The 19,239-nt window shown below is 57.6% G+C and carries 25 protein-coding genes; 7 read left to right on the forward strand and 18 right to left on the reverse strand.

What is annotated here, in order from left to right; all coding sequences use genetic code 11:
* Nucleotides 1-804 precede the first annotated feature (804 nt).
* Both AAIL66_RS19175 and AAIL66_RS19180 read left to right on the forward strand, forming a co-directional pair.
* Entirely contained in the window at nt 805-1,269 is a 465-nt protein-coding gene (locus AAIL66_RS19175; RefSeq protein ID WP_343497478.1) for a helix-turn-helix domain-containing protein, read from the forward strand.
* Nucleotides 1,269-1,844 (forward strand): PIN domain-containing protein, encoded by a 576-nt coding sequence (locus tag AAIL66_RS19180; RefSeq protein WP_343497479.1) that lies wholly within the window; start codon nt 1,269-1,271, stop codon nt 1,842-1,844. The genes AAIL66_RS19175 and AAIL66_RS19180 overlap by 1 nt, the downstream gene beginning before the upstream one ends.
* 207 nt (nt 1,845-2,051) lie before the next feature.
* Here the strand turns inward: AAIL66_RS19180 and AAIL66_RS19185 are convergent, their stop codons facing one another.
* From AAIL66_RS19185 to AAIL66_RS19230, 10 genes are all read right to left on the reverse strand, one after another.
* Nucleotides 2,052-3,170 carry a DUF3596 domain-containing protein gene (locus AAIL66_RS19185; protein WP_343497480.1) on the reverse strand — a complete coding sequence of 373 codons (1,119 nt, stop codon included), beginning with the start codon at nt 3,168-3,170 and terminating at the stop codon, nt 2,052-2,054.
* Entirely contained in the window at nt 3,155-3,391 is a 237-nt protein-coding gene (locus tag AAIL66_RS19190; protein ID WP_050872409.1) for a hypothetical protein, read from the reverse strand. The genes AAIL66_RS19185 and AAIL66_RS19190 overlap by 16 nt, the downstream gene beginning before the upstream one ends.
* A gap of 17 nt (nt 3,392-3,408) precedes the next feature.
* Entirely contained in the window at nt 3,409-3,927 is a 519-nt protein-coding gene (locus AAIL66_RS19195; protein WP_343497482.1) for a DUF4406 domain-containing protein, read from the reverse strand.
* 3 nt (nt 3,928-3,930) lie between these two features.
* The gene (locus tag AAIL66_RS19200; protein WP_343497483.1) at nt 3,931-4,131 is read right to left on the reverse strand and encodes a hypothetical protein; all 201 of its coding nucleotides are present in this window, start codon (nt 4,129-4,131) and stop codon (nt 3,931-3,933) included.
* Nucleotides 4,132-4,157: 26 nt separating this feature from the next.
* Nucleotides 4,158-4,385: a hypothetical protein gene (locus AAIL66_RS19205; protein ID WP_343497484.1), complete on the reverse strand. Its 228-nt coding sequence runs from the start codon at nt 4,383-4,385 to the stop codon at nt 4,158-4,160.
* A gap of 21 nt (nt 4,386-4,406) precedes the next feature.
* Nucleotides 4,407-6,512: a replication endonuclease gene (locus AAIL66_RS19210; RefSeq protein WP_343497485.1), complete on the reverse strand. Its 2,106-nt coding sequence runs from the start codon at nt 6,510-6,512 to the stop codon at nt 4,407-4,409.
* A 6-nt stretch (nt 6,513-6,518) separates the two neighbouring features.
* A complete protein-coding gene (locus AAIL66_RS19215; RefSeq protein WP_343497486.1) occupies nt 6,519-6,986 on the reverse strand; it encodes a hypothetical protein in 468 nt (155 codons plus the stop codon).
* Complete coding sequence (locus AAIL66_RS19220) at nt 6,987-7,130, reverse strand: hypothetical protein (protein WP_343497487.1); 144 nt, start codon at nt 7,128-7,130, stop codon at nt 6,987-6,989.
* Between the two features lie 94 nt (nt 7,131-7,224).
* Nucleotides 7,225-7,800 carry an ogr/Delta-like zinc finger family protein gene (locus AAIL66_RS19225; RefSeq protein WP_343497488.1) on the reverse strand — a complete coding sequence of 192 codons (576 nt, stop codon included), beginning with the start codon at nt 7,798-7,800 and terminating at the stop codon, nt 7,225-7,227.
* On the reverse strand, nt 7,793-8,251 hold the full coding sequence (locus tag AAIL66_RS19230; protein WP_343497489.1) for a hypothetical protein: 459 nt from the start codon (nt 8,249-8,251) through the stop codon (nt 7,793-7,795). Before AAIL66_RS19230 ends, AAIL66_RS19225 begins: the two co-directional genes overlap by 8 nt.
* A gap of 67 nt (nt 8,252-8,318) precedes the next feature.
* Between AAIL66_RS19230 and AAIL66_RS19235 the strand changes: the two genes are divergently transcribed.
* The 5 genes from AAIL66_RS19235 (at nt 8,319) to AAIL66_RS19255 (ending at nt 12,113) form a co-directional block, all read left to right on the forward strand.
* Nucleotides 8,319-8,669, forward strand: coding sequence for a helix-turn-helix transcriptional regulator (locus AAIL66_RS19235; protein WP_343497490.1), 351 nt, complete (start codon nt 8,319-8,321; stop codon nt 8,667-8,669).
* Nucleotides 8,670-8,733: 64 nt separating this feature from the next.
* Nucleotides 8,734-9,252: a hypothetical protein gene (locus AAIL66_RS19240; RefSeq protein WP_343497491.1), complete on the forward strand. Its 519-nt coding sequence runs from the start codon at nt 8,734-8,736 to the stop codon at nt 9,250-9,252.
* 195 nt (nt 9,253-9,447) lie between these two features.
* Entirely contained in the window at nt 9,448-9,612 is a 165-nt protein-coding gene (locus tag AAIL66_RS19245) for a hypothetical protein (RefSeq protein ID WP_343497502.1), read from the forward strand.
* Nucleotides 9,613-9,675: 63 nt separating this feature from the next.
* Nucleotides 9,676-11,145 carry a hypothetical protein gene (locus tag AAIL66_RS19250; protein WP_343497492.1) on the forward strand — a complete coding sequence of 490 codons (1,470 nt, stop codon included), beginning with the start codon at nt 9,676-9,678 and terminating at the stop codon, nt 11,143-11,145.
* Between the two features lie 44 nt (nt 11,146-11,189).
* Nucleotides 11,190-12,113: a DUF6216 family protein gene (locus tag AAIL66_RS19255; RefSeq protein ID WP_343497493.1), complete on the forward strand. Its 924-nt coding sequence runs from the start codon at nt 11,190-11,192 to the stop codon at nt 12,111-12,113.
* A gap of 29 nt (nt 12,114-12,142) precedes the next feature.
* Here AAIL66_RS19255 and AAIL66_RS19260 read toward each other — a convergent pair whose 3' ends face one another.
* The 8 genes from AAIL66_RS19260 to AAIL66_RS19295 all read right to left on the reverse strand — a co-directional run.
* On the reverse strand, nt 12,143-13,300 hold the full coding sequence (locus tag AAIL66_RS19260; RefSeq protein WP_343497494.1) for a contractile injection system protein, VgrG/Pvc8 family: 1,158 nt from the start codon (nt 13,298-13,300) through the stop codon (nt 12,143-12,145).
* A 10-nt stretch (nt 13,301-13,310) separates the two neighbouring features.
* Complete coding sequence (locus AAIL66_RS19265; protein WP_343497495.1) at nt 13,311-13,760, reverse strand: phage tail protein; 450 nt, start codon at nt 13,758-13,760, stop codon at nt 13,311-13,313.
* A gap of 5 nt (nt 13,761-13,765) precedes the next feature.
* The gene (locus AAIL66_RS19270) at nt 13,766-17,623 is read right to left on the reverse strand and encodes a phage tail tape measure protein (protein WP_343497496.1); all 3,858 of its coding nucleotides are present in this window, start codon (nt 17,621-17,623) and stop codon (nt 13,766-13,768) included.
* Between the two features lie 42 nt (nt 17,624-17,665).
* Nucleotides 17,666-17,836: a hypothetical protein gene (locus tag AAIL66_RS19275; RefSeq protein ID WP_343497497.1), complete on the reverse strand. Its 171-nt coding sequence runs from the start codon at nt 17,834-17,836 to the stop codon at nt 17,666-17,668.
* 10 nt (nt 17,837-17,846) lie between these two features.
* Nucleotides 17,847-17,966: a GpE family phage tail protein gene (locus AAIL66_RS19280; RefSeq protein WP_343497498.1), complete on the reverse strand. Its 120-nt coding sequence runs from the start codon at nt 17,964-17,966 to the stop codon at nt 17,847-17,849.
* 8 nt (nt 17,967-17,974) lie between these two features.
* Nucleotides 17,975-18,295, reverse strand: coding sequence for a phage tail assembly protein (locus tag AAIL66_RS19285; RefSeq protein ID WP_343497499.1), 321 nt, complete (start codon nt 18,293-18,295; stop codon nt 17,975-17,977).
* 41 nt (nt 18,296-18,336) lie between these two features.
* On the reverse strand, nt 18,337-18,846 hold the full coding sequence (locus AAIL66_RS19290; protein WP_343497500.1) for a phage major tail tube protein: 510 nt from the start codon (nt 18,844-18,846) through the stop codon (nt 18,337-18,339).
* Between the two features lie 26 nt (nt 18,847-18,872).
* A partial coding sequence (locus AAIL66_RS19295; RefSeq protein ID WP_343497501.1) for a phage tail sheath C-terminal domain-containing protein occupies nt 18,873-19,239 on the reverse strand: 367 nt, incomplete at its 5' end.

Below are 19,239 nucleotides of genomic sequence, written 5' to 3' on the forward strand. Positions count from 1 at the left end.
TGGAAGCGGGTAATTCGAGCCGCGTTGTCGGACTGTTCAGCGGGTTGCCTAAGGGGGTTAACTGAAGATCTGAACTCTACGCATCAGCAGAGTTGTGCGATCGCAAGCGTTAGAGGTGGCAACCAGAGGGGGTTAAGTGAACCTGACCCGTGGGGGTATCTGGCTCGGATCCTTGGGGGTACATCGGCACGATCTGGGGGTACATCCTGCAGAGTGCCTTTGGGGGTACAAATGAAATGTACCCCCAGATTTCGCTTTCATACCCCCAAATGTACCCCCGCATATGCGTGGATGCTATTGGACTCCGATGGACTTTCGTGGAAAGAAAAAGGCCGTTTTCAGAGGAGAAATAAAAAAGTCCGGAAGCCTTTGGAAGCTACCGGACTAGAAAATGGTCCCCCCGACAGGAATCGAACCCGTTGCGCCATTGTTTAGACATGAATCCGCCACACCTTCCCGATGGGCGTAGTGGCCAATTTCCGCCCATTTGCGCATTTTTAACCCGCTATGTCCCATGCTGTGTCCCACGGTCGACGTGGTCAGAACCTTCGCTTAGTGGCCCAGGTGGCCGCAATGCCGTGGCCGGTAGCTAGGATCGTCACGAGAGCGCTCTGATGCTGCGATGACCATTGGCGGTCATCTAGCCCGGCAGGGGTGGTGGTGATGAGTCTCAATAAAAACAATGACTTATCTTCGGGAAGGTTACAACACGCAAAGTTGAGGTTTTCGTTTATTTCGTTTACATTGCTCATGTAGCCATTGGCTACTAAAAAGTAATGAAATTAAATATTGAAAGAAGCAACCATGAACGCAATCGCTAACGATAAAGTCATGCTGCCTCATGCTACCGAAAAGCAGGCAGCTACAGAGGGCCAGCGCGCTCTGGCCGCCTATCTGTCTACCAAGGCAGAAACCCAACTCATCCAGATCACCAGCACTGACGGTCAGCAGCACCCGATTGAGCTCCCAACCTCAGCGCTACGTTTGCTGCAGGAGGTCTTGGCAGAGTTGGCCTTGGGCAACGCTGTGAAAGTGGTGCCCGTGCATGCAGAACTGACCACTCAGGAGGCTGCTGATCTACTCAATGTCTCTCGTCCGTATGTGGTGCAACTGATGGAGTCGGGTGAGCTGCCTTTTCACAAAGCAGGCACGCATCGTCGCGTGAAATTCTCTGATTTGCAGGCATACAAGGAAAAACGAGATCAGAGCAGTGCAGAGGCCATGACAGCCTTGTCCGCATTGGATCAAGAGCTGGATATGGGTTACTGATGCGAAGCAGTCCGTTTACTGTTGTCTATGACGCATGCGTGATGTATCCAGCGCCCCTGCGCAGCTTCCTGATGTATGTTGCCCTTGAGGGCTGCTACCGGGCGCGCTGGACTGCTCAGATTCATGACGAATGGAAACGTAACCTGCTGAAGAATCGTCCGGACTTCACTCAAGAAAAACTGGACAGAGTTTCCAGCCTCATGGATCAGGCGGTGCCAGATTGTCTGGTTACTGGCTATGAAGACTTGATCAATGGTCTGACTCTTCCTGATCAGGATGATCGTCACGTCCTGGCTGCAGCCATTCGGTGCGGCGCCGGCGTCATCGTCACTATGAACCTCAAAGATTTCCCCCCTGCGGCTTTGTCGCAGTATGGGGTTGAGGCCCAGCACCCTGACGAATTTCTCTTCGATTTGATGGACCTGGATTTAGCGGCCGTTCTGAATGCAGCATCCAAGCATCGCGCAAGTCTCAAGAACCCAAAACTCACAGCGCAAGAGTATCTGGATATGCTGGAGCGCCAAGGGCTTACCCAGACATGCCGAAAATTGGCAGCATATTCGCTACTAATTTAGTAGCGTTTGAGATTCTAAAAATGGGCCTTTAAGGCCCTTTTTTAATTTACTTGCGCTTTTTCATCAGAGTACTCAGCCAGTTAGGTGCCGCTCAAGTCTGCAACATGGGATGCAGGACTAGAGGACGATGCATTGAACTTGCGAGATGAGAGTCCGCATCACTTGATGCGGGTGGGCTGGAGCGGTTGGTCTTTTCATTATTCCAACTTAGCTGCCCGCAATGAATGCATCCAGCTTGCGGCGCTCGGCGCCTTGGTCTGCGCCTTGAATCCACCGGCTGTACACGCGGAAAAACATCTCTATGGAGTGCCCCATCTGCATGGCCACCCAGCCCGGCGTGATGCCTGCCATCAGGCACATGGTTGCAAAGGTGTGGCGGGTCTGCCGGGCGTCGCGGTAGCGCAGCCCCAGCGCGCTCACGGTGGGGCGCCACCATGAATCCAGTGGAATGTCCGTGGAGCCAAAAGGCTTGCCCTGCTCATTCTCAAACACATAGACAGCATTCTTGTGGCTGCTCGCTTTTTGACGGCGCAATGCATCCAGGGCATTGGCAGTCAGCTCCACCGTGCGGGTGTTGCCGGTCTTGGTCCCCTTTTCCTCGCCGCGCGTCCTGGCGGCATCGACCAGCATTTTTCCGGCCTTGAGGTCCACCTTGCTCCACTGCATTGCAATCTGCTCGGACGGCCGCATGCCCGAGAAGAAAGCCAGCTCGAAATAGTTGCGAGCCTGACCGGCAGGCATGGACTGGATGATCTGATTGACCTCATGCAGTGGAAACGGGTCCGGCCCTGGCTTCTGATGGCGGCGCATCTGCACATGGTCATGCAACGGCTCTGCCAGGAGCTTGGCCTTGAACCCATATTCCAGCACTTGGCGCAGCACGGTGGCCACGTTGTTGAAGGTCTTGCCATTGGACGGGAAGTCCGCCAGCAGCTTCATCAACGCGCGGTAGTCCAGGCTGGCCAGCCGCATTTCCATCAGCTCGTTGTAGTGGTAGCTGGTCAAGGTCTGCTCATAGTGATGGAAAGTGCTGTGCTGCACTTGCGGCTTTTTCACGCGCAGCCACTCACCTGCCAACTGTTTGAAGGTGAGGGACTGCGCATCCTTGACGGCGCGCGGCGAGTCAGGGAAGTAATCCGCCAGGGCAAATGCCCCGCGCTCGATCTTGGCCAGAATCTCCAGCCGCAGTCGGGCCGCGTACTGGATATTTGCTGGCGTCGGCGCCAAGTCCAGGCGCTCGCGCCCAAAGCCTTGGGCGCGCAGGTCGATCTGCAGGTGTGACTCCCGAACAATCACCCCCGTGGTTTTGGCTACTGCTCTTGGCATGTCTTTGCCTTCTTGCGGCCTCGGTTGCTGCGCACGCTGGGAGTCTTGTCGACCAACGCATAGAACCCGTTCATGTTGATGAGCTTGCGGCCTTCAAACCACTTCCAGACTGGCCCCTCTGGCCAGATGCCGGAAAGCCCGGTGCGCTCGTTGAAAAAGGATTCCGGCAGACCTGTTTCTGCGCCTGCTTTTGCGATGGTGACCCAATTGGATTGATTCATGTTCATTTCTCCCGTTCTCAGGCTGCGGCCTTGTTCGTGCTGTTGATGTGGATGCTGATGGCGGCCTCGATCACCTCCAGGCCCAGGGACTGAGCAATGCTGTATTCCAGGCGGGCGCCCTTGCTGTTTTCCCAGCCGGGCAGCAGGTAGATGGCCTCGCAGCTCACCAGCTGCCACAGGGCCATGCGCATATAGCCGCGCCAGGAGCCGCAGGGCGGGGCAGGGTTCTCTGCCGGGTTCTCCACATGCCAGCCGCGCGCACGCAGCTCGGTGGCCTTGTCGTTGAAGGTCGGATAGTTCAGCTCTGGCAGGCCACTCATGGGGCCGGACAGATAGACACGCTTTGCACTCTGGCGGGCCTGCATGACTTCCAGCATGGAGAAGATGCAGCGCAGGTCTTGCTTGCCCAGCAGTATCTGGCCCATCTGGCGCACCCTGTCTGCGATGTAGTGGCGCGCAAAGGCCCAGCCCATGGCGCCGCCGCCGAGCAGAGCCAGCTTGAGGACGATCAGCCGAATGAGGTTCAGCGTGTTCATTGCTCAGCCCTCCACGCGCTCAACGCGCAGCACGCCCTGGCCGCTGGCCACATGCGCGTTGACTTTGGCCTGGGTGGCATTGCCTGCCTTGACGCGGATGGTGGGCAGCAGGCCCGCGTCGGCCAGGGCTTCCACGTTGCCGGAAGCGTCGGTAGGAATGAGGATGGCGCGATAGCTATGCAGTGCGGTGATGTTCTGGTCCATGGTGATACCTCCTGATGTGAGTTGGGTTAAACGGCGTGCTTGAAAAGTGGGACAACCTGGGCGGTCGGCTCCAGCTCCAGCGACTGCTGGGTCTGGGCGAACTCAGCGGCAGCGGCTTCGCGCTGGGCCTTGGCCTGCTCGCGGCGGATGGCGGCAAAGCGCTTGGCCAAATCGGTGCTCTCGGCGCGCGTGTACTTGAAGCCCGCGGCCGGATTGACGGCCGCGCGGCTGGGTTCGGTGCGTTTTGCGGGCATGGCGGTTCCTCCTGTGATGGATCAATGGGCGTTTTTGAAGAAGTGCGCGGCTTGCTGGAAGCGGTTGGCCAGTGCTTGGCGCTGGTAGGCCGGTGAATCCGGGGTGAGGTGATCGGTTTTGACCTCAGATTCACGGTTGCCGCTTATGGAAATCTGCTCAGCGGCGGCGCCTTGAAGGCGGCCCGTGAAGTTATTGAAACCAGTCCAAGCGGCCGGCAAAGCCGGCCGTGTCTGCGCCTCTTGGCCTGCGCTGTTGATGACACCATCGGCGTCTGCAGCCACGCCGGCGGCGTGCGCTGCCTGGGGCTTATCTGTGCAGTGCGACCACGCAATGCGGCGGCTCACCAGCCAGTGGCCACGCGCACGGCCTCGCTGAATCTCTACGCCGCGCACCGTTCCCACGGTGAGCGGGTCGCCGTACATATTGGTGGCCCCGGCCTTTGCGGCGCGGCGGGCAGGGCGCAGCAGCCAGTCGTAGCGCTTGCAGCTGTGGCCGCCCATGCACTCCATGAACATGCGCCAGTCCGCGCGTATGGCGTTCTCTCCATCGCCATGGCGGTGGCAGGCCTGATAGGCGCGTTGAATGTTGTGCTGGGTTTCTGGGCAGAACAGGTCAAGCTGCTGTGGCTGGTCTTTGCTCACGCGGCGCAGCTCGCGCCATACCGTCACGCTGGGCATGCCAAAGGCCTGGAATTGGCGAATACCCCAGGTTGCAGCCCATGCATCCACACGGCGCTGGGCGGCCATGCCATGGGTGTCGGTGGGCGCAGGCTGGTCGGGCTGGTCAAGGCCCAGGCGCATCTGGATTTCCTGGCCCATGGCCACGTCCATATGCTCGGCCAGTGCGATGTGGCCCACGTTCTTGGCGATGTACTTGGCCACATAGCCCGCTGCACCACCGCGCTCCATGCGCTTCACATCCACGCGGTTTTCCTTGGCGCCGCGTTCGTTGCCGTCTTCGCTCAGCCAGTATTTGCGAATGGTGGCCACCAGGGCGCGCGCCTGGGCCTTGTCTTCTGTCCACACAAGCATGTGCCAGTGGGGCGTGCCATCGTGGTGGGGCTCTACCACACGCAGGCCATAACGCTTGATGTGCAGACGATCGAGCTTGGCCAGCACACGCTTCCACAGCGCAAGCATCCATTGCTGGCCCTCGCGTGGGTCGGCGCCGTTGAACTTGGGGTTGCGCTCGGCCCAGCGCTTTTCACCGCTGCCCACGAGCCGCATGGCGTGGTACTTGCTGGGCAGTGTCAGCGTCAGGAACAGGCCCACATGGCCATGGGTGTCGGCATATTCCTCAGCACCACGAATGCGCGTCATCAACTCGCCGCCACGAATAGCCGGATTGGATGGCGACAGTGCCGAGAGTTCAGCCAGGCTGTAATGCTGGCCCGCTTCATTCTTGTAATACGTGCGGCCCAAGGCATCGGCATTGCGTGCCAACTGGCCCTTGCGGCGGTGCAGCCCGCTGTGGCTCACATAGCCGCCGCTGTTCAGATGCACCAGCCCCATGTGGATGGCGCCAGCCTCCACCACGCGGGCGATATGGCGGCGCAGGCGGCGGCGCCACCAGCGCGCGCACTTGGCGCGGGCAATGTCTGATTCGCCCTTGATGGGCTTGCTGACCTCCACGCCCAGCATGTCCACAATGCCGCGCACCGCATTGACGCGAGCCAGCAAAGTGACTTGCGGGTCAACCGGCTGCAGTTTGGGAAAGCTCAGCGTAGTGCGCGCATGTGCCTGCAGGCGGTTGTCAAACTCTTCCACATCTTCGGCCAGCTTTTTGGCCCAGGTGCAGATTTCGTCATCGCTCAGGTTCAGGCGCAGTGCATCTCCATAGCGGTCTTCATAGTCCGCCAGCTCCTGCAGGGCCGCCCAGGCCTGCTGTGTTTCGGTGGGCTGCCCCATCTCCCAGCGTGCATAGGCCTCAGCGTCTAGCGCCACACCGGCAGGCGGGCAGGGTGCGGTCTTGACAAAGCGCGCACGAATGGCCCCTTGCCACTCCTTTGGCGCGGACTCGATGATTCGCTGCAGGTGCTGATTGACGTGCGCCTGCTTGGGCAGATGGCGCAGCCACTCCCTAAAGTTGGTGGTGACGCGCTTGCGCGGAATGAGAGAGACAGCCATGGCGAACTACCAGAGGCTGGCCAGCGCGATGAGGCGGCCGGAATGTCGTTTGAGCGAGCGTGTCGCAGCCTTGATGGCTGCGCGCTCGGGCGGTGGCGTTTCGCGCCAGTCTCTGCCAACAAGGTCAGGCAGGTTGCCGCTCACCTGGGCCAGCAACAGGATGACCATGCGCAACTCTTCGGGCAGGCTGAACCACTCCTGGTTCTCTGCATCGATATAGCCACGACCGGATTGCTTGCGGTATTCCTTGCGCAGGGTTGCCCACTGCTTGCGCGTCTCCAGCGGCATGGGCACTGCATCGCTCTCACGCAGCGGGCCCCAGGCTTCCACGGTGATGCGCAGCAGTTCAACCGCCCCAGGCAGCAGCGCACTCGGCTGCGCAGAGGTATCGGGCAGGCACTCTGCCACCAACACATCTGCGGGTGCCAGCTTGGGCGGCAGCATTACCAAGGCATTGCGCATCGGGGCGTTCATTCAGACCCTCACGCAGCTCATGAACCATGCAGCGCCATAGATGCGCACTGCGCAATCCCTGGCCATGGCGTTGTTGGGCGCACCGATCACCATGCGGCGGCGCACATGGTTTTTGTCTATGTGAGTGATGGCAAAGCGGCTCATGCAAGGGTCTTTCAGGTTTTTGGGCGTGAAAAGGGCCGCAGGGCCAGCAAACTGGCTCTGTCAGCGGTGTGGAAAAGGGGAAGCGGTTAGGGCGCTAGGTGCGCGGCGGGTCGGGCGGTATGCCTGCGAACAGGTCGCCCGTTACCGGCTCGGTGTGTTCGGGCACATGGTCTGCAGACCGCGCCACATCCATCTGGGTACGTACCAAGTCACGGCGCACATGGGTGGATATGGGCAGGTTCACTGCCGGGTCAGGGGTGGCACTGGGGGAGATCGTGTAGTGAATCTCCATGACCGCCTTGAACGTATGGCCGCACTCGTAGTTGGTGCAGCAATAGATGAAGGTGCGAGTCAGCGCGCTGGTTTCAAAGCTGGTGCGCGAGTTGCAAGGCGACTTGCAATGCGGGCAGCGCAGGCGCGTCCTGTCACGCGGGATGCTCTTGGGCTTGCGGTCAAGAATCAGCGGCGCCTGCTTCTCTTCGCGTGCCACGGTCTGGCCGTTCGCGGTGTTACAGCCTTGCCCGGTTTGTCCCACAGCTTGAGGCTCCACCACGCCCATGCTGACCTTACGCACGCCTACGCCCAGGGCAGCCTGCGCAAAACTACGATGCGCCTGCAGACCGGGCTCTGCATTGAAAGGATCGTTTTCGACCATGGGCACCTCACTCATAGCTGACAGCACCCACTGCGGGCGCGGCCACAGCGCGCTGCTGTATGCGTTGGCGGTAGATCGGCATGCCCATGCGAAACACGGCCCGCGCAAAGTTGCCAGGGCGGCGCGATTCGTTGCGGGCCATTTCTTCCACATCGGCCTGCTCTGCGGAGTTCAGGCGCATGGCAATCGGCTTTTCATTGACCAGACCACTGGCGGCCTGCCAGCGGCTGCGGGCAGGCTGGGCCACATCGGCCTGCAGCGTCAAAAAGCCTTGCTCGCGGTACACGGCCAGCCCTAGCAGGTAGACCATGCGCGCAAAGTTGCCTGCAGGGCGGTCCTCTGCGCGGGCCAATTGCAGCACTTCGTCCAGCTCTTGCTGGCCCAGGCGGATGGCAATGGGCTTGTCCGCAGAGGCACTGACCAAAGCGGCGCGCTGGGATGTCTGCAGGTTGACGGTGGTGGTCATGTACGATGAGAACTGAGATTTACAACGTAAGCAGAATCATTGCTGAATATTTTCAGCATGTCAATAGATGACTGTCGAAACTTTTAAACAAATCGGCGAGCGGCTGAGGGAAGAGCGCACGCGGATTGCTTACTCCCAGATAGCTTTCTCGGATGCATGTGAAATCAACCGGGGCACGTTATCGAATTGGGAAAAGGGCGATCAGACGCCCTCAGCAGCTGCACTAGGCGTAATGGCTACCCTTGGTGTCGATGTGCTCTACGTGGTCACGGGACAGAGGGCCAATGCATCGGAAAGCACGCTTGCGCCCGCTGAGCGTGAACTGCTGCAAGCGTGGCGTAACAGCACCTCTGAAGGCCGTATCGCCCTGGAAGCTGTTGCGAAGCTCGCTTTTTCGTCAGAACAGAAAGAGAAATAGGTAAGAGCCGACTTTCGGGCTGACGGTACAGAGAGACTGCAGCTCATTCAAGAGGGGGAGTGCAATGCTGTTTTTAGAGAACGCTCGTTCAACGCGGCGAGGTCTTTTCACAGCCTTGGGCGTTGCTGTATTGGGTTTGCTCGTAGGTTGCTCGCAGCAGAACGGCAGCAATGCCGGGGGAAGCCAACAAGCGCAGCTAGATGAGGCCGGACTTATCGCCGCCGTTGGCCGCCCTGTGGTCAGCGAAACCCGCCTCAATGATGGCAAGGGCTATAGCTTTCTGACCGACAAGTGCGGCAAGAGCGTGTGCGGGCCGGAATTTGGCCTTGAATTCCGCCGCGGCCGCGTGAACGTGTATTGGGAGTTTTTCAGGGACGACGACGGCGAGACCTTTGAAGCAAAGAACGCCGAAAACCTGCAGTTGGCCGCCCAGGTGTTGACCTATGCGCTTGGCGAGGACGCCGCACGTCAGTTGCTGGAAAGCGTCAAGAATGGCGACCCCGTGCGTGACGGCAAATTTGCAGGCAAGCGCGTTGGGCTGTCCACCGGCCCCACTTCAACGCTAGTGCAGATTTTTCTCTGAATAGGCGACGCCATGTTTGCTCGCTTATTTAGGGCTACCTGCGCTTGCCTTGTACTGGCTACGACCGTTACCCAGGCGAATGCAGCCAACTACCCATGCTCTGGCCGTAAGGGCGGTGTATCGCATTGCCAGGGTGAGCTGTTCATCTGCAATGACGGCTCCGTCAGCGGCTCTAAACGCAGCTGCAGCGCAGAGATGGGCGGCGGTGCCAGCCGCGCGCTGGGGCTGACGTCACAGCCTAAGCCTGCCCAATCCGCTGGTGGTGATTGCAGCTGTCGTAGCGGAAGTATTTGCACCGGGCCACGCGGTGGGCAGTATTGCTATACGGATTCAGGGCGCAAGAGTTATGTGCGGCGGTGAGGGCGTTCTATGACGCACTCGGTTGATTAAAGAACTTGAATTAAAAATCCAAGGAGGAACACTATGAGTCGTTGGATTAGTGCAGCTGAGATTCATCCGTTTAAGAAATCTTGGGAATCACTCTTGGACGCTGTTCAGGAGCCAATTATTGACGAAACAGCTGATGCTAGTCTTATGGAGGAGTTAGCACGGCTGAAGAAGGTTCTGGCATTTTTGGAAAATTTAATTTCAAGTTTAGATTTTGAGCTGGTGCCACTATCACTATTTTCTAACTGCCAGCAAAGCTCAGATAATTGTTTGCAGAATATAAGGCAATATCAGGCAACCAAAAATTATGGGTATCTAGTTAATTCGAACGAGTATGCCGATGCGTTGATCTCATATCTGCGGCCATATATTTCAATTCCCGATGGATATTTAAAGGCTCATGGGATTGCACAGAAGAAATACGTAGAGCAGGTTAATGAGTATATAGGCTCATTTGAACAAGCTGCAAAAAAGGCTCAATCTGCACTCTCTATTGCAAACGGCGAGGCAGCGGCACAAAAGAAGAGAATCGATGAAATTGAAGCTAAGATAAAAGGATTTGATGACTATCTATTTTTAAATATTGATGAGCAGGGGTCAACTGAGCAACGCATAAAATCCATGGTGGAAAAAGTCACTACGGATCAAAAGTCAGTTTCAGATTTGCATGACAAATTGCTCTTGGGGCCTGAATCTACTGCTCAGTTAATTGGTGGATACCAGCGCGATATCGACAACTTGAGAAATAGGTTAACGGAGTTAACTAATTCCTCGGAAAAAGAGCATGAAGAATTAAAGCAGTTCTATCAGAGAGTATTCGGTTCTTCGCCCGGTGTAGACGGGAAAGTTGATAGCATTGGACTCAAGCAGGAAATTGATGATCGACTTAAACAGCTTGGAGTTTTTGAGGGTGAACATCAAACTCGACATAATGCGATGTTCGAGAAAGTTGAATCTCTCTTGCCTGGGGCAACTAGCGCAGGCTTAGCAACAGCCTATAAATCGCTGAAAGACTCATTCAATAAACCCATTAAAAACTATACGATAGCGTTTTATTGTGCGTTGGTTGTTTTGCTATTATCTGGACTTTTTATGATTATTGATTTCACTAGCGATCCTTTAAAGATTGAACTTGTGAAAGCGCATGATTGGACTGAGATGCTGAAAACACTCCTGGTTCGCGCACCAGTTGTGATTCCAGTAGTTTGGTTTGCAGTGTTCTCTGCTACTCGCAGAAGCCAGTATGAACGACTCCAGCAAGAGTACGCGCACAAAGAGGCACTTGCGTCGTCTTATGAAGGCTACAAGAAGCAGCTTCAGGACCTGAAGGGTGATGCAGAAGACTTGCAGAAGGAGTTGATTGCCAAGTCGATCAATGCAATCGCTTACAACGCTTCGACAACTTTGGACGGTAAGCACACCGAAAAGCCACCTGTTTTTCAGATGCTTGAAAAGCTAAATGCTGATGAAATCAAAAAGATGATTGATATGGTGCGACAAAAATGAAGGTTTGTCTTTTCTTTAGAAACCATATTTTGTTGGATGTCTAAATGGATGATGTAGCAACAGATTCTATAAAAAAAGTAATTGATGGATTTGGAGTTTATGGACCACTCTTCATATTGGGTGCATTTGCTCTATTCTGGATTTATAGCGCCCATAGAGCGGGGTCATCTCATTTTTTCGTGGATAGAATTTGGAAATTTGTCTCAGGCGGTAGTGCATTTAATAACACTATTATGGCCGAGCAATGGAAAAATATATCAGACGTTGAGCTATTTAGATACAAGACAAATTTAAAGATAGTAGACTTTAATGATTACTCAAGAGTTGAGGAGTGGAGAAAAAATAGAAAATTACCAGAGGTGGAGTTTTATAGAATCACGAGATTTTTTAATGTTGAATCAATGGATATTGATAATAAATATTACAGGTTTATTATATTTAAATTGTCTATTTTGTTGATGGTTTTATTGTTTTATATTCCTTTGTCTTTAAGCTATACATCCTTTGATTCAAGTGTGGCCTATCTCAAAGTAAGGAAAACTGGTTTAGGTATTAAATATTACGGTGATAAAGCTGTTGCCGAAAAAATAGTTTTTAATAAAGAATTTTGTGAGAACGTAATTAATGAAGAAACTATTTTTCCAAAAAATATAACTGATCACGATGTTATTGTTATATGCGATTTGCTAAAGGTTGATGAAAAGAAAGATTATTACAAAAAGACAATTTCTGAGCAGATGAATTTATTGTATTTTATGATTTTTGTTTCATTTGTCTTATTTTCTATATGCTTATTTTGGCTGATAAGATTCATTAACCTTCAAGATTTTATAGATAAATACCTGATTGTCAGAGTCTATTCGCCTTTGGAAGTTAGGAAAGTAAATAAAAAATGGCAAAAATTTGCTAGATCACAGAAGGGGATTAAAAATCTCAAGTTAGAGCTAGAAAAGTTGAGAAATATTTAATTGTTAAGGAGTTGATAAGCAGAATAAAATTAGTACGATTTCTCTTCTGCCTCATCTCCTCCGTCCACGCCCTCGCTCTGCTGCGTCTCCAGCGTCAGTTGGCTGATGTAGCCGCTATTGCTCAGGCTGTGGCGCACGGCAGTGACCATCCACACGGTTTCATCAATCTGCTTTTTCCAGCCGCTGACGATGACCGGCCGCTGGGGCATGACATCGGCACGGCCATAGGCCAGGGTAATGTCAAAGGAGTAAATGCCGCGCTGAATGCGCAGCCATTCGGCACGGGCGGCGGCCAGGGCGTCTGCCTCATTGGCATAGGTTTGGCGCAAGGTCTTGGCACGGCCGCTGATGCCGGCCACCACGCTGGAGCGGGTGCCGCGCTTGATGTTGTTATAGAAGGCCTTGACGCCGCTATACGAGTCACGGTCTGAGCGTGCCCAGCGGTGCTGGTCGCCGGCATCGCGGGTGATGGTGACAGGCGGCAGCTCTTTGCCGCTGGGCGTGCGGGCCTTGCGTGCCTGGCTAAACAGCAGTGTGCCGTTCTTGATGTTGCACAGGCAATCCATTTGCCTGCCCAGGCGGCGCAGAAACGAGGCATCGGACTCCTGCGCCTGATCGGCGTGGCCAATCTTGCGCGCAGCAATTTCCTTATCAATGCTGACCTTCAGTTTGTTTTGCGCGCCGATGCTGCGCACGATGGTGCCCACGGTGGTCTTGTGCCAGCTGCGGTCCTTGAGGGTGCGCAGCTCGTCCAGCATATTGGCCGCACGGCCGCGCAGGGTGATGGTGTCGGGTGCGCCGCTGTATTCCACGGCCTGGATGGTGTAGCTGCCCTTATCCACCAGCCCCAGGGGAAAGCCGCCCATTTCGTCAGCCGTTGGTGCCCGGTAGGGGCCGCTGCCGGGGCTGAGCTGCCAGCCTATGGCCACGGTCATGGGGTCGCCGGTTTCGGGCAGCTCTACGGTGCCGTCATGGTCGCTGATGACGATTTCCACCTCATCGGCCTCGCCGTCGCGGTTATCGGTGATGGTGAGGCTGACCAGACGCGGCGCGAAGCGGTCGGAAACGTCCTGGCCCTTGACCGTCACACGCCAAATGGGCGTGAGCTGCAGAAACAGGCGGCGGTTGCTGCTGCCCGTGGTGCCGGCCGTGGGCAGGGTGGCGCGGATGTCGGAAATATCGCTCATGGCCTTACCCTTAGCTCATGCTCACGGCGTCGGATGTTTCCAGGTCGCCCATTTCATCGGAGTAGCCGCCGTCGCCCTCATCGTCCTGGTCGATGCGGCGTAGGGTGAGGCTGAATTCAATCTTGCGAGCCGTGCCGTCCGCCTCAAAGAAGGTTTTGGTTTCCTGCATTTCGGTGATGACGTAGGCGCCGTAAATGGTGCCGCTGCCTTCCACCAGCGCCCAGGCTAGGCCGGTGTTACCCATGCGGCGCAACTCGTCCAGGCTGGCGGGCTTGCCCTTGAACTCGGGGACCATGCTGCCGCTCAGGGTGATGATGTCTTCGCCATAGCCCAGGTATTGCGAGGTATCGCGCCCGCCCACAATGCTCTGGGTGGGGTGCTTCCAAGAGGTACGGCGCTGCAGCTCTTGATACGAGAGGGTATCGAGGCTGAAAACAAAGAGGCCGAGACACATTTGCATGGCGGTCAATTCCAATCTGTAAAGCTGCTTTGCAGGCGTGCGGCCTTGGCGCGGTCGCGCTGCTCGATCACTCGCTCCACTTCCCTGCCGATAGCCTGCAGGTCCATGCCAGGAGCGGCGTGAATCTGGATGGTGATGGTGTCGCCATGGATTACAGGAGCAGGGCGCGCAGCTGCAGGCGCTGGGGTGGCCAGCACCGGGCGGCGGTCAATCTGCACGGGGTCGGCTATGGCGGGCATGGCTAGCAGCTGCTGCGCAGAAATGGCCTGGATTTGCTTCATGACGGGCTGCAGCTGCATGGCCTGGGCTGGTACAGGCGGCAGCTTTTGCAGCGCTGGCAGCAGCGGCTGTGCGGCGGGCGGCAGCGCCTGGGCTGCAGCGGCCTGCAGCTGCACGACCTGGGCGGGCAATGGCGGCAGCTTCTGCAGCATGGGTAGCAGTGGCTGCGCGGCGGGTGGCAGAGCCTGTGCCACAGCGGGCTGCAGTTGCACGGCCTGGGCCGGCACGGGCGGCAGCTTGTGCAGGGCAGGCAGCAGCGGTTGCGTGGCAGGCGGCAGCGCCTGGGCGGGCACAGATGGCAGCTGCGCGACCTTGGCGGACAGGTCGATCTGCGGCGCGGGCATGACGGGCGCGGGCATGACGGGCGCGGCCACAGTGGGCGCGGCCAGCGTGACCCCTGTTGCCATGGCCATCGCAGCAGCGGATTTGCGCACCATGCCAAAAGTGCGGTCAATACCAATGGCCGCGCCTTCGCCCACGTTGACGCCTGCCGCCATGAAAACGCGGCTAGGGCTGTGAATGCCGAGCTTTTCCTTGAACCAGCCAATAGCCGAATCAGCAGCACCGCCCACGGCATCCCGAACCATGGCCATCTTGCTGGTGATGCCGTTGACCAGCCCCTGGATGATGTTGGCCCCGAACTCGCTGAACTTGGTGGGCAGCTCAAAGCCAAAGTAGCTCATGACGCCAGCAAAGGCCTGATAGAAGAGACCCAGCGGACTCCAATTGACGATGGCCGTGCTGATGGTTTGCAGCACAGCAGCGAAAGAGCCGCCCATTTGCTGCCAGATGGTGCTGGCGGTGTTGACCATTGCGGCCCACATCTGGCCGAGCATGGATGCAGTGCCATTCCACACGGCAGAGGCCGTGTCTTTGATGCCTTGCCACATGCCAGCGAAGAAGCCCGCCAGACCACCCCATACCGAGCGAGCCAGGGCTGCTGCACCAGACCACAAGACCGACAATGCGGAAATGATGGACTGCCAGACCGTGCTGGCGGTGGTTTTGATGCTTTGCCACAGGCGCGTAAAAATGGCCGCAACAGTGCTTGCGAGGCTGCTAACCACTTCGACAACGGCGCCGACCATGCTGGCAATTCCAGCGACAAGACCGCGCACGAGGCTTGCACCGAAACTGAAGAATCCGCCAATCAGTTTTGCAAGGCTGACCACAAGTCCTGCCAGCCAAGCGCCAAAGCCGTGCCCGGCCTTTGTGGCATTGTTGAGCGCCTCTTGTGTCGCCTGAACAGGTGCGAAAAGACGCGTCATCCAGCCCCATGCCTTGCTGATGGCACTCCCCAGCCATTGCCAGACTGGTCGAAGCGGCTCCAACGCTGCACCTATACCGCTAAAGACGGACGAAAGCATGCCGCCCAAAGGCGCAAGCCCTTCGGAAAAACCTTGCCAGAAGCCCCGAAAGAATGCCTTGATGGGCTGCCAATATTTGAGAAGCAATGCACCCGCCACCGCAATACCTGCAATGGCCAGCGCAAGCCACCCCACAGGAGTGGCCAGCATTGCCGCCCCCAGCCTGACGATGACGCCCGTAGTGGCGCGCAATGCCACCATGAGGCCCGAAAGCAGGGCGCCGGTGAGCCTGGAAACCATACTCACCAGCGCTTGGATACCTGCACCCAGCACAGGCACCTTGATGCTCAGCATGCCGAACAGAAAGCGCATCAGCATGAACTTGCCTGCGATCAAGGCCAATGGAATCAGCAGAGTGCCCAGCACGACCATCAAGCCGGCCAGCACGGCCATGGTGCGAGCAATGCCTGCAGTCAAGGCCGGGTGTTGCTTGATCCAGCCGCCCACGCCGCTGGTGATGTCGCCAATGGCTTTGATGACATTCTTGGCGTCGTCTTTGATGGTTGCGCCAATGTCGGCCATGACGTTGGTGAACCCACCCTGGGCGGCTTCCATGACGTTGCTCAGCGTGCCCAGCTGCTCATTGACGCGCTGCTGCAGGCTGGCCTGGGCATCCATCTTGGCCACAGTTTCCTTGTAGCCGTCGTAGCCCTTGGCAATAAAGTTGTTGAGCACCTGACGGTTTTCTTTGTCCGTGCCAAACAGTTCTTTGAAAACGTCGGTTTTCAGAACGTCGTTTTCGCCCAGCTTCTTGAGCTTTTCCAGTTGCGCAAAGAAATTCTCAACCCCGGCGAACTTGCCGCCCTTATCTGCAAAGTTCAGCTTGATGCCGGTCTTCGATTGCTTGAGCAGTTCATTGACCTTTTTCAGCTTCTTGGTGTCCAGCCCTGCTTCAAATACCTTGTTGATGGCGTTGCCCGCACTGCCGCCATCGGTCATGCCTGCCTGATTCATCATGACTAGCATGGGGGATAGTGCTTTGTAGGCTTCCTCACCTTTCAGGCGCAGCAAGCCCATGGCTCCAGCCATGGCTGTGATGCCATTGAGCTGGTAATTCTGGTCGGCGCCCAGGTAGGCATTTTTCTGCAGCACATCCATCAGGCCGAGCATTTCGCCCTCGGTGGCCTGGGTGGCGTCCTGCATCTTGGCCGCAAAGGCTGCAGCAGCAGTGACGGGCATTTTCAGTTGCACGCCCAGCAAGGCAGCAGCCTCGCCCGTGCCGCCGAGAATGGCCTGCGCAGAGATGCCTTCCTTGCGCAGCACGGTCATCATCTCGATGAAGTCAGCCGTTGTGCCAGGCAGGCGGTCCCCCAGGCGCTTGGCCAGGGCATCGATCTGCGCAAACTCGGCTTGCACGCTGCCATCGGACTGCATCATGGCCGCCCGCAGCTGGGTCGATGCATCTTCCTGTTGCGAGAAGGCGCCCAGTGTGGCCTGCACGGGCTTGGCAACGGTACGGCCAGCGGCCACCATGGCCATGCCGGTGCCGGCCACCATGCCGGTGTGCATCATGGCCTTGGCGTGACTATCTTTGAGCGTGGCCAGCTTCTCCTGTTGAGCCTTGAGCCCCGCAAGCGCTTGCTTCTGGCGGTCCATGGCTGCAGTGGCGGCCTCGATCTGGATTTTCTGATTGCGGGACTGCTGGCCCAGGCGCTCGGTGCTGATGCCCGCGCGCTCCAGCCGCTGCTGGTAGCCCTGCAGCCGTTCCTTGCCGTTGTCGATCTTGCCGCTGAGCTGGGCAATGCCCGCCTCAGTGGTCTTGATCTGGGTGCGGTATTTGCTCAGCGTGGAGTTGGAGCGCTCATAGGCAGTCTGACTGCTGAGCAGCCGAATGCGGGCCATCTCCAGCTGGCGGCTGAATTCTGGTGTGGCGGTGGCGCCGTCCTGCAGCGCTTTGGTGAGCTTGCTGTGCGACTCGCGCGCGGTCTTGAGCGATGCGGCGATGTTCTTGTGCCGCTCGCGGTGCTCCACAAGGCTGCCATTGCTGGCGGCCAGCTTGGTTTGCAGGTCTTGCAGGTCGCGTTGCTGGCCACGCAGTTGAACGCGGGTCTTGCGCAGGCCGTCAATGTCTTGCTGGGCTTTTTCGAGGTCGCGCAGCTGGTCGCGGGTGGCCTTGAGTGCGGCGGCGGCGTCCTTGCTGCCGGACTGAATGCCGCGCAGGGGCGCAAGGACTCTATCGCGCAGCTCCAGAATGAGCCGCAGGCGGGTGTCAGACATGGGCACCCCCTTGAGCCAGGGCGCGGGAGTGCAGGGGGGCGGCTAGTCTTTTTCGGCCAGCAGGCGCTCGATTTCGCGGGCCTGGGCGCGGTGGTCCTCGGCGCTGCTGTGCGCCCAAAGGCCAGTGGCAGCCATGATGGGTGCCAGGGCAAAGCCCAGCACGACCAGGGCGGCCAGTGCAAACAGCGCTATGAGGAAGAAGTCGGCAAACATGGCCCATATATTACACACCCTGATGTTGGGCGCGAATGCGGGCTCGTTCACGCCATTCCATGAGGTCAGCCAGCGTCAGGTCCTCCACGTCCGCAGGCCGCCAATGAAAGACCATGGCCAAGTCGGCCATGGCGTCCTCTACGTTGTCAGGTATTCCGCGCGGATACTCTTGCGGGCGAAAAAACTAGCCACCTTCATGCTCAGCTCGGCAAGGTCGGCCGGGTCGAGCTGGGCCACCTCATGCTGCAGCAGGGTGGGGGTGGTGATGCGTGGCAGCAGCATCTGCACAGAGCCCACATCCAGATTAAGCAGCTCGCCCAGCTTGATGCCACGCAGTTGGCCAGCCAGTGGCTTGCGCAGGGTGATGGCCGTGACTTCGGTGTCGCCGCGCTTGATGGGGTAGTCCAGCGTGACAACTTCCACGCCTTCGACCACGGGAGTAGTTTCGTTTTCGTTCATGGTGATGGGTTCTCAGAAAAAGGGAATTGAAGGGCGCCGGGTCACATACCGATAGCGCGGCGGATTTTGGAAAGAACGTCTTGGCCATCGACGTTGAAGACCAGGCCGGGCATGTCGATCTCGATCACATCGCGGCCGTCCACGGTCAGCTTGTAGTAGCTGACGCTGATGGTGTGGGTGTGCTCGGTGTCGTCGCCTGCCTTGGCATCGCCGGGGTCAATCTCGCGCACGCGGCCGCTGACCAGAATTTCGACTGCGGTGACCACGGCAGTGCCATCGTCTTCATAGGCGCCGGCAAAACGCCACTGATTAGCGTTGTGGGTCTTGCCGCCGAAAGCGCGGTAGCCGTCGAGCAGAAAGCCGCCAGCCTTGAAAGACAGCTCCAGCTTTTCCAGGCCGAGGTCCACTTCGATGGGGCCGTGCATGCCGCCGCCGCGCCACTCTTCGACCTTGCGGGTGAGCTTGGGCACGGTCACGCTGTCGATCTGGGCGCGCCACACGTTGCCGTCGCCAAAGAGGTTGAAGTTTTTGAGTTTGGAAGGCAGTGCCATTGATTGGTGCTCCTATGGTTTCAGGCTCAGGCCTGGATGGCAGCCGCGAACTCGGCCAGGAAGTCGTCCGTGATGGATTGCTCAAAGATGAGGTTCTCCAGCGGCGGCACGGGCGTGTATCGGTAGCTGATGAGCAGGCGGCCGGCTGCGAGGTCTTCCTTGCTGTTGCGGTCGGGGTCAAAGTAGGCCTCGGCGCCGATCAGGTAGCCACCGCCCACGAGGTCGCGGAAGCGGCTATTGATGTAGCCCAGCATGTCGCGCACCAAGCTGGGGTGCATGGGCTTGTCCACGAACGCAAAATGCGCGTCGGCAATCGTGTCGGCCAGGACCTGGGCCGTGCGGGTGTAGTTTTCAAAGGAGAACTTGCCGCCTTGCACTTCGCAGGTACGCGAG

It is taken from the genome of Comamonas sp. F1-6 (assembly GCF_039581415.1).
Taxonomy (GTDB): Bacteria; Pseudomonadota; Gammaproteobacteria; order Burkholderiales; family Burkholderiaceae_C; genus Comamonas; species Comamonas thiooxydans.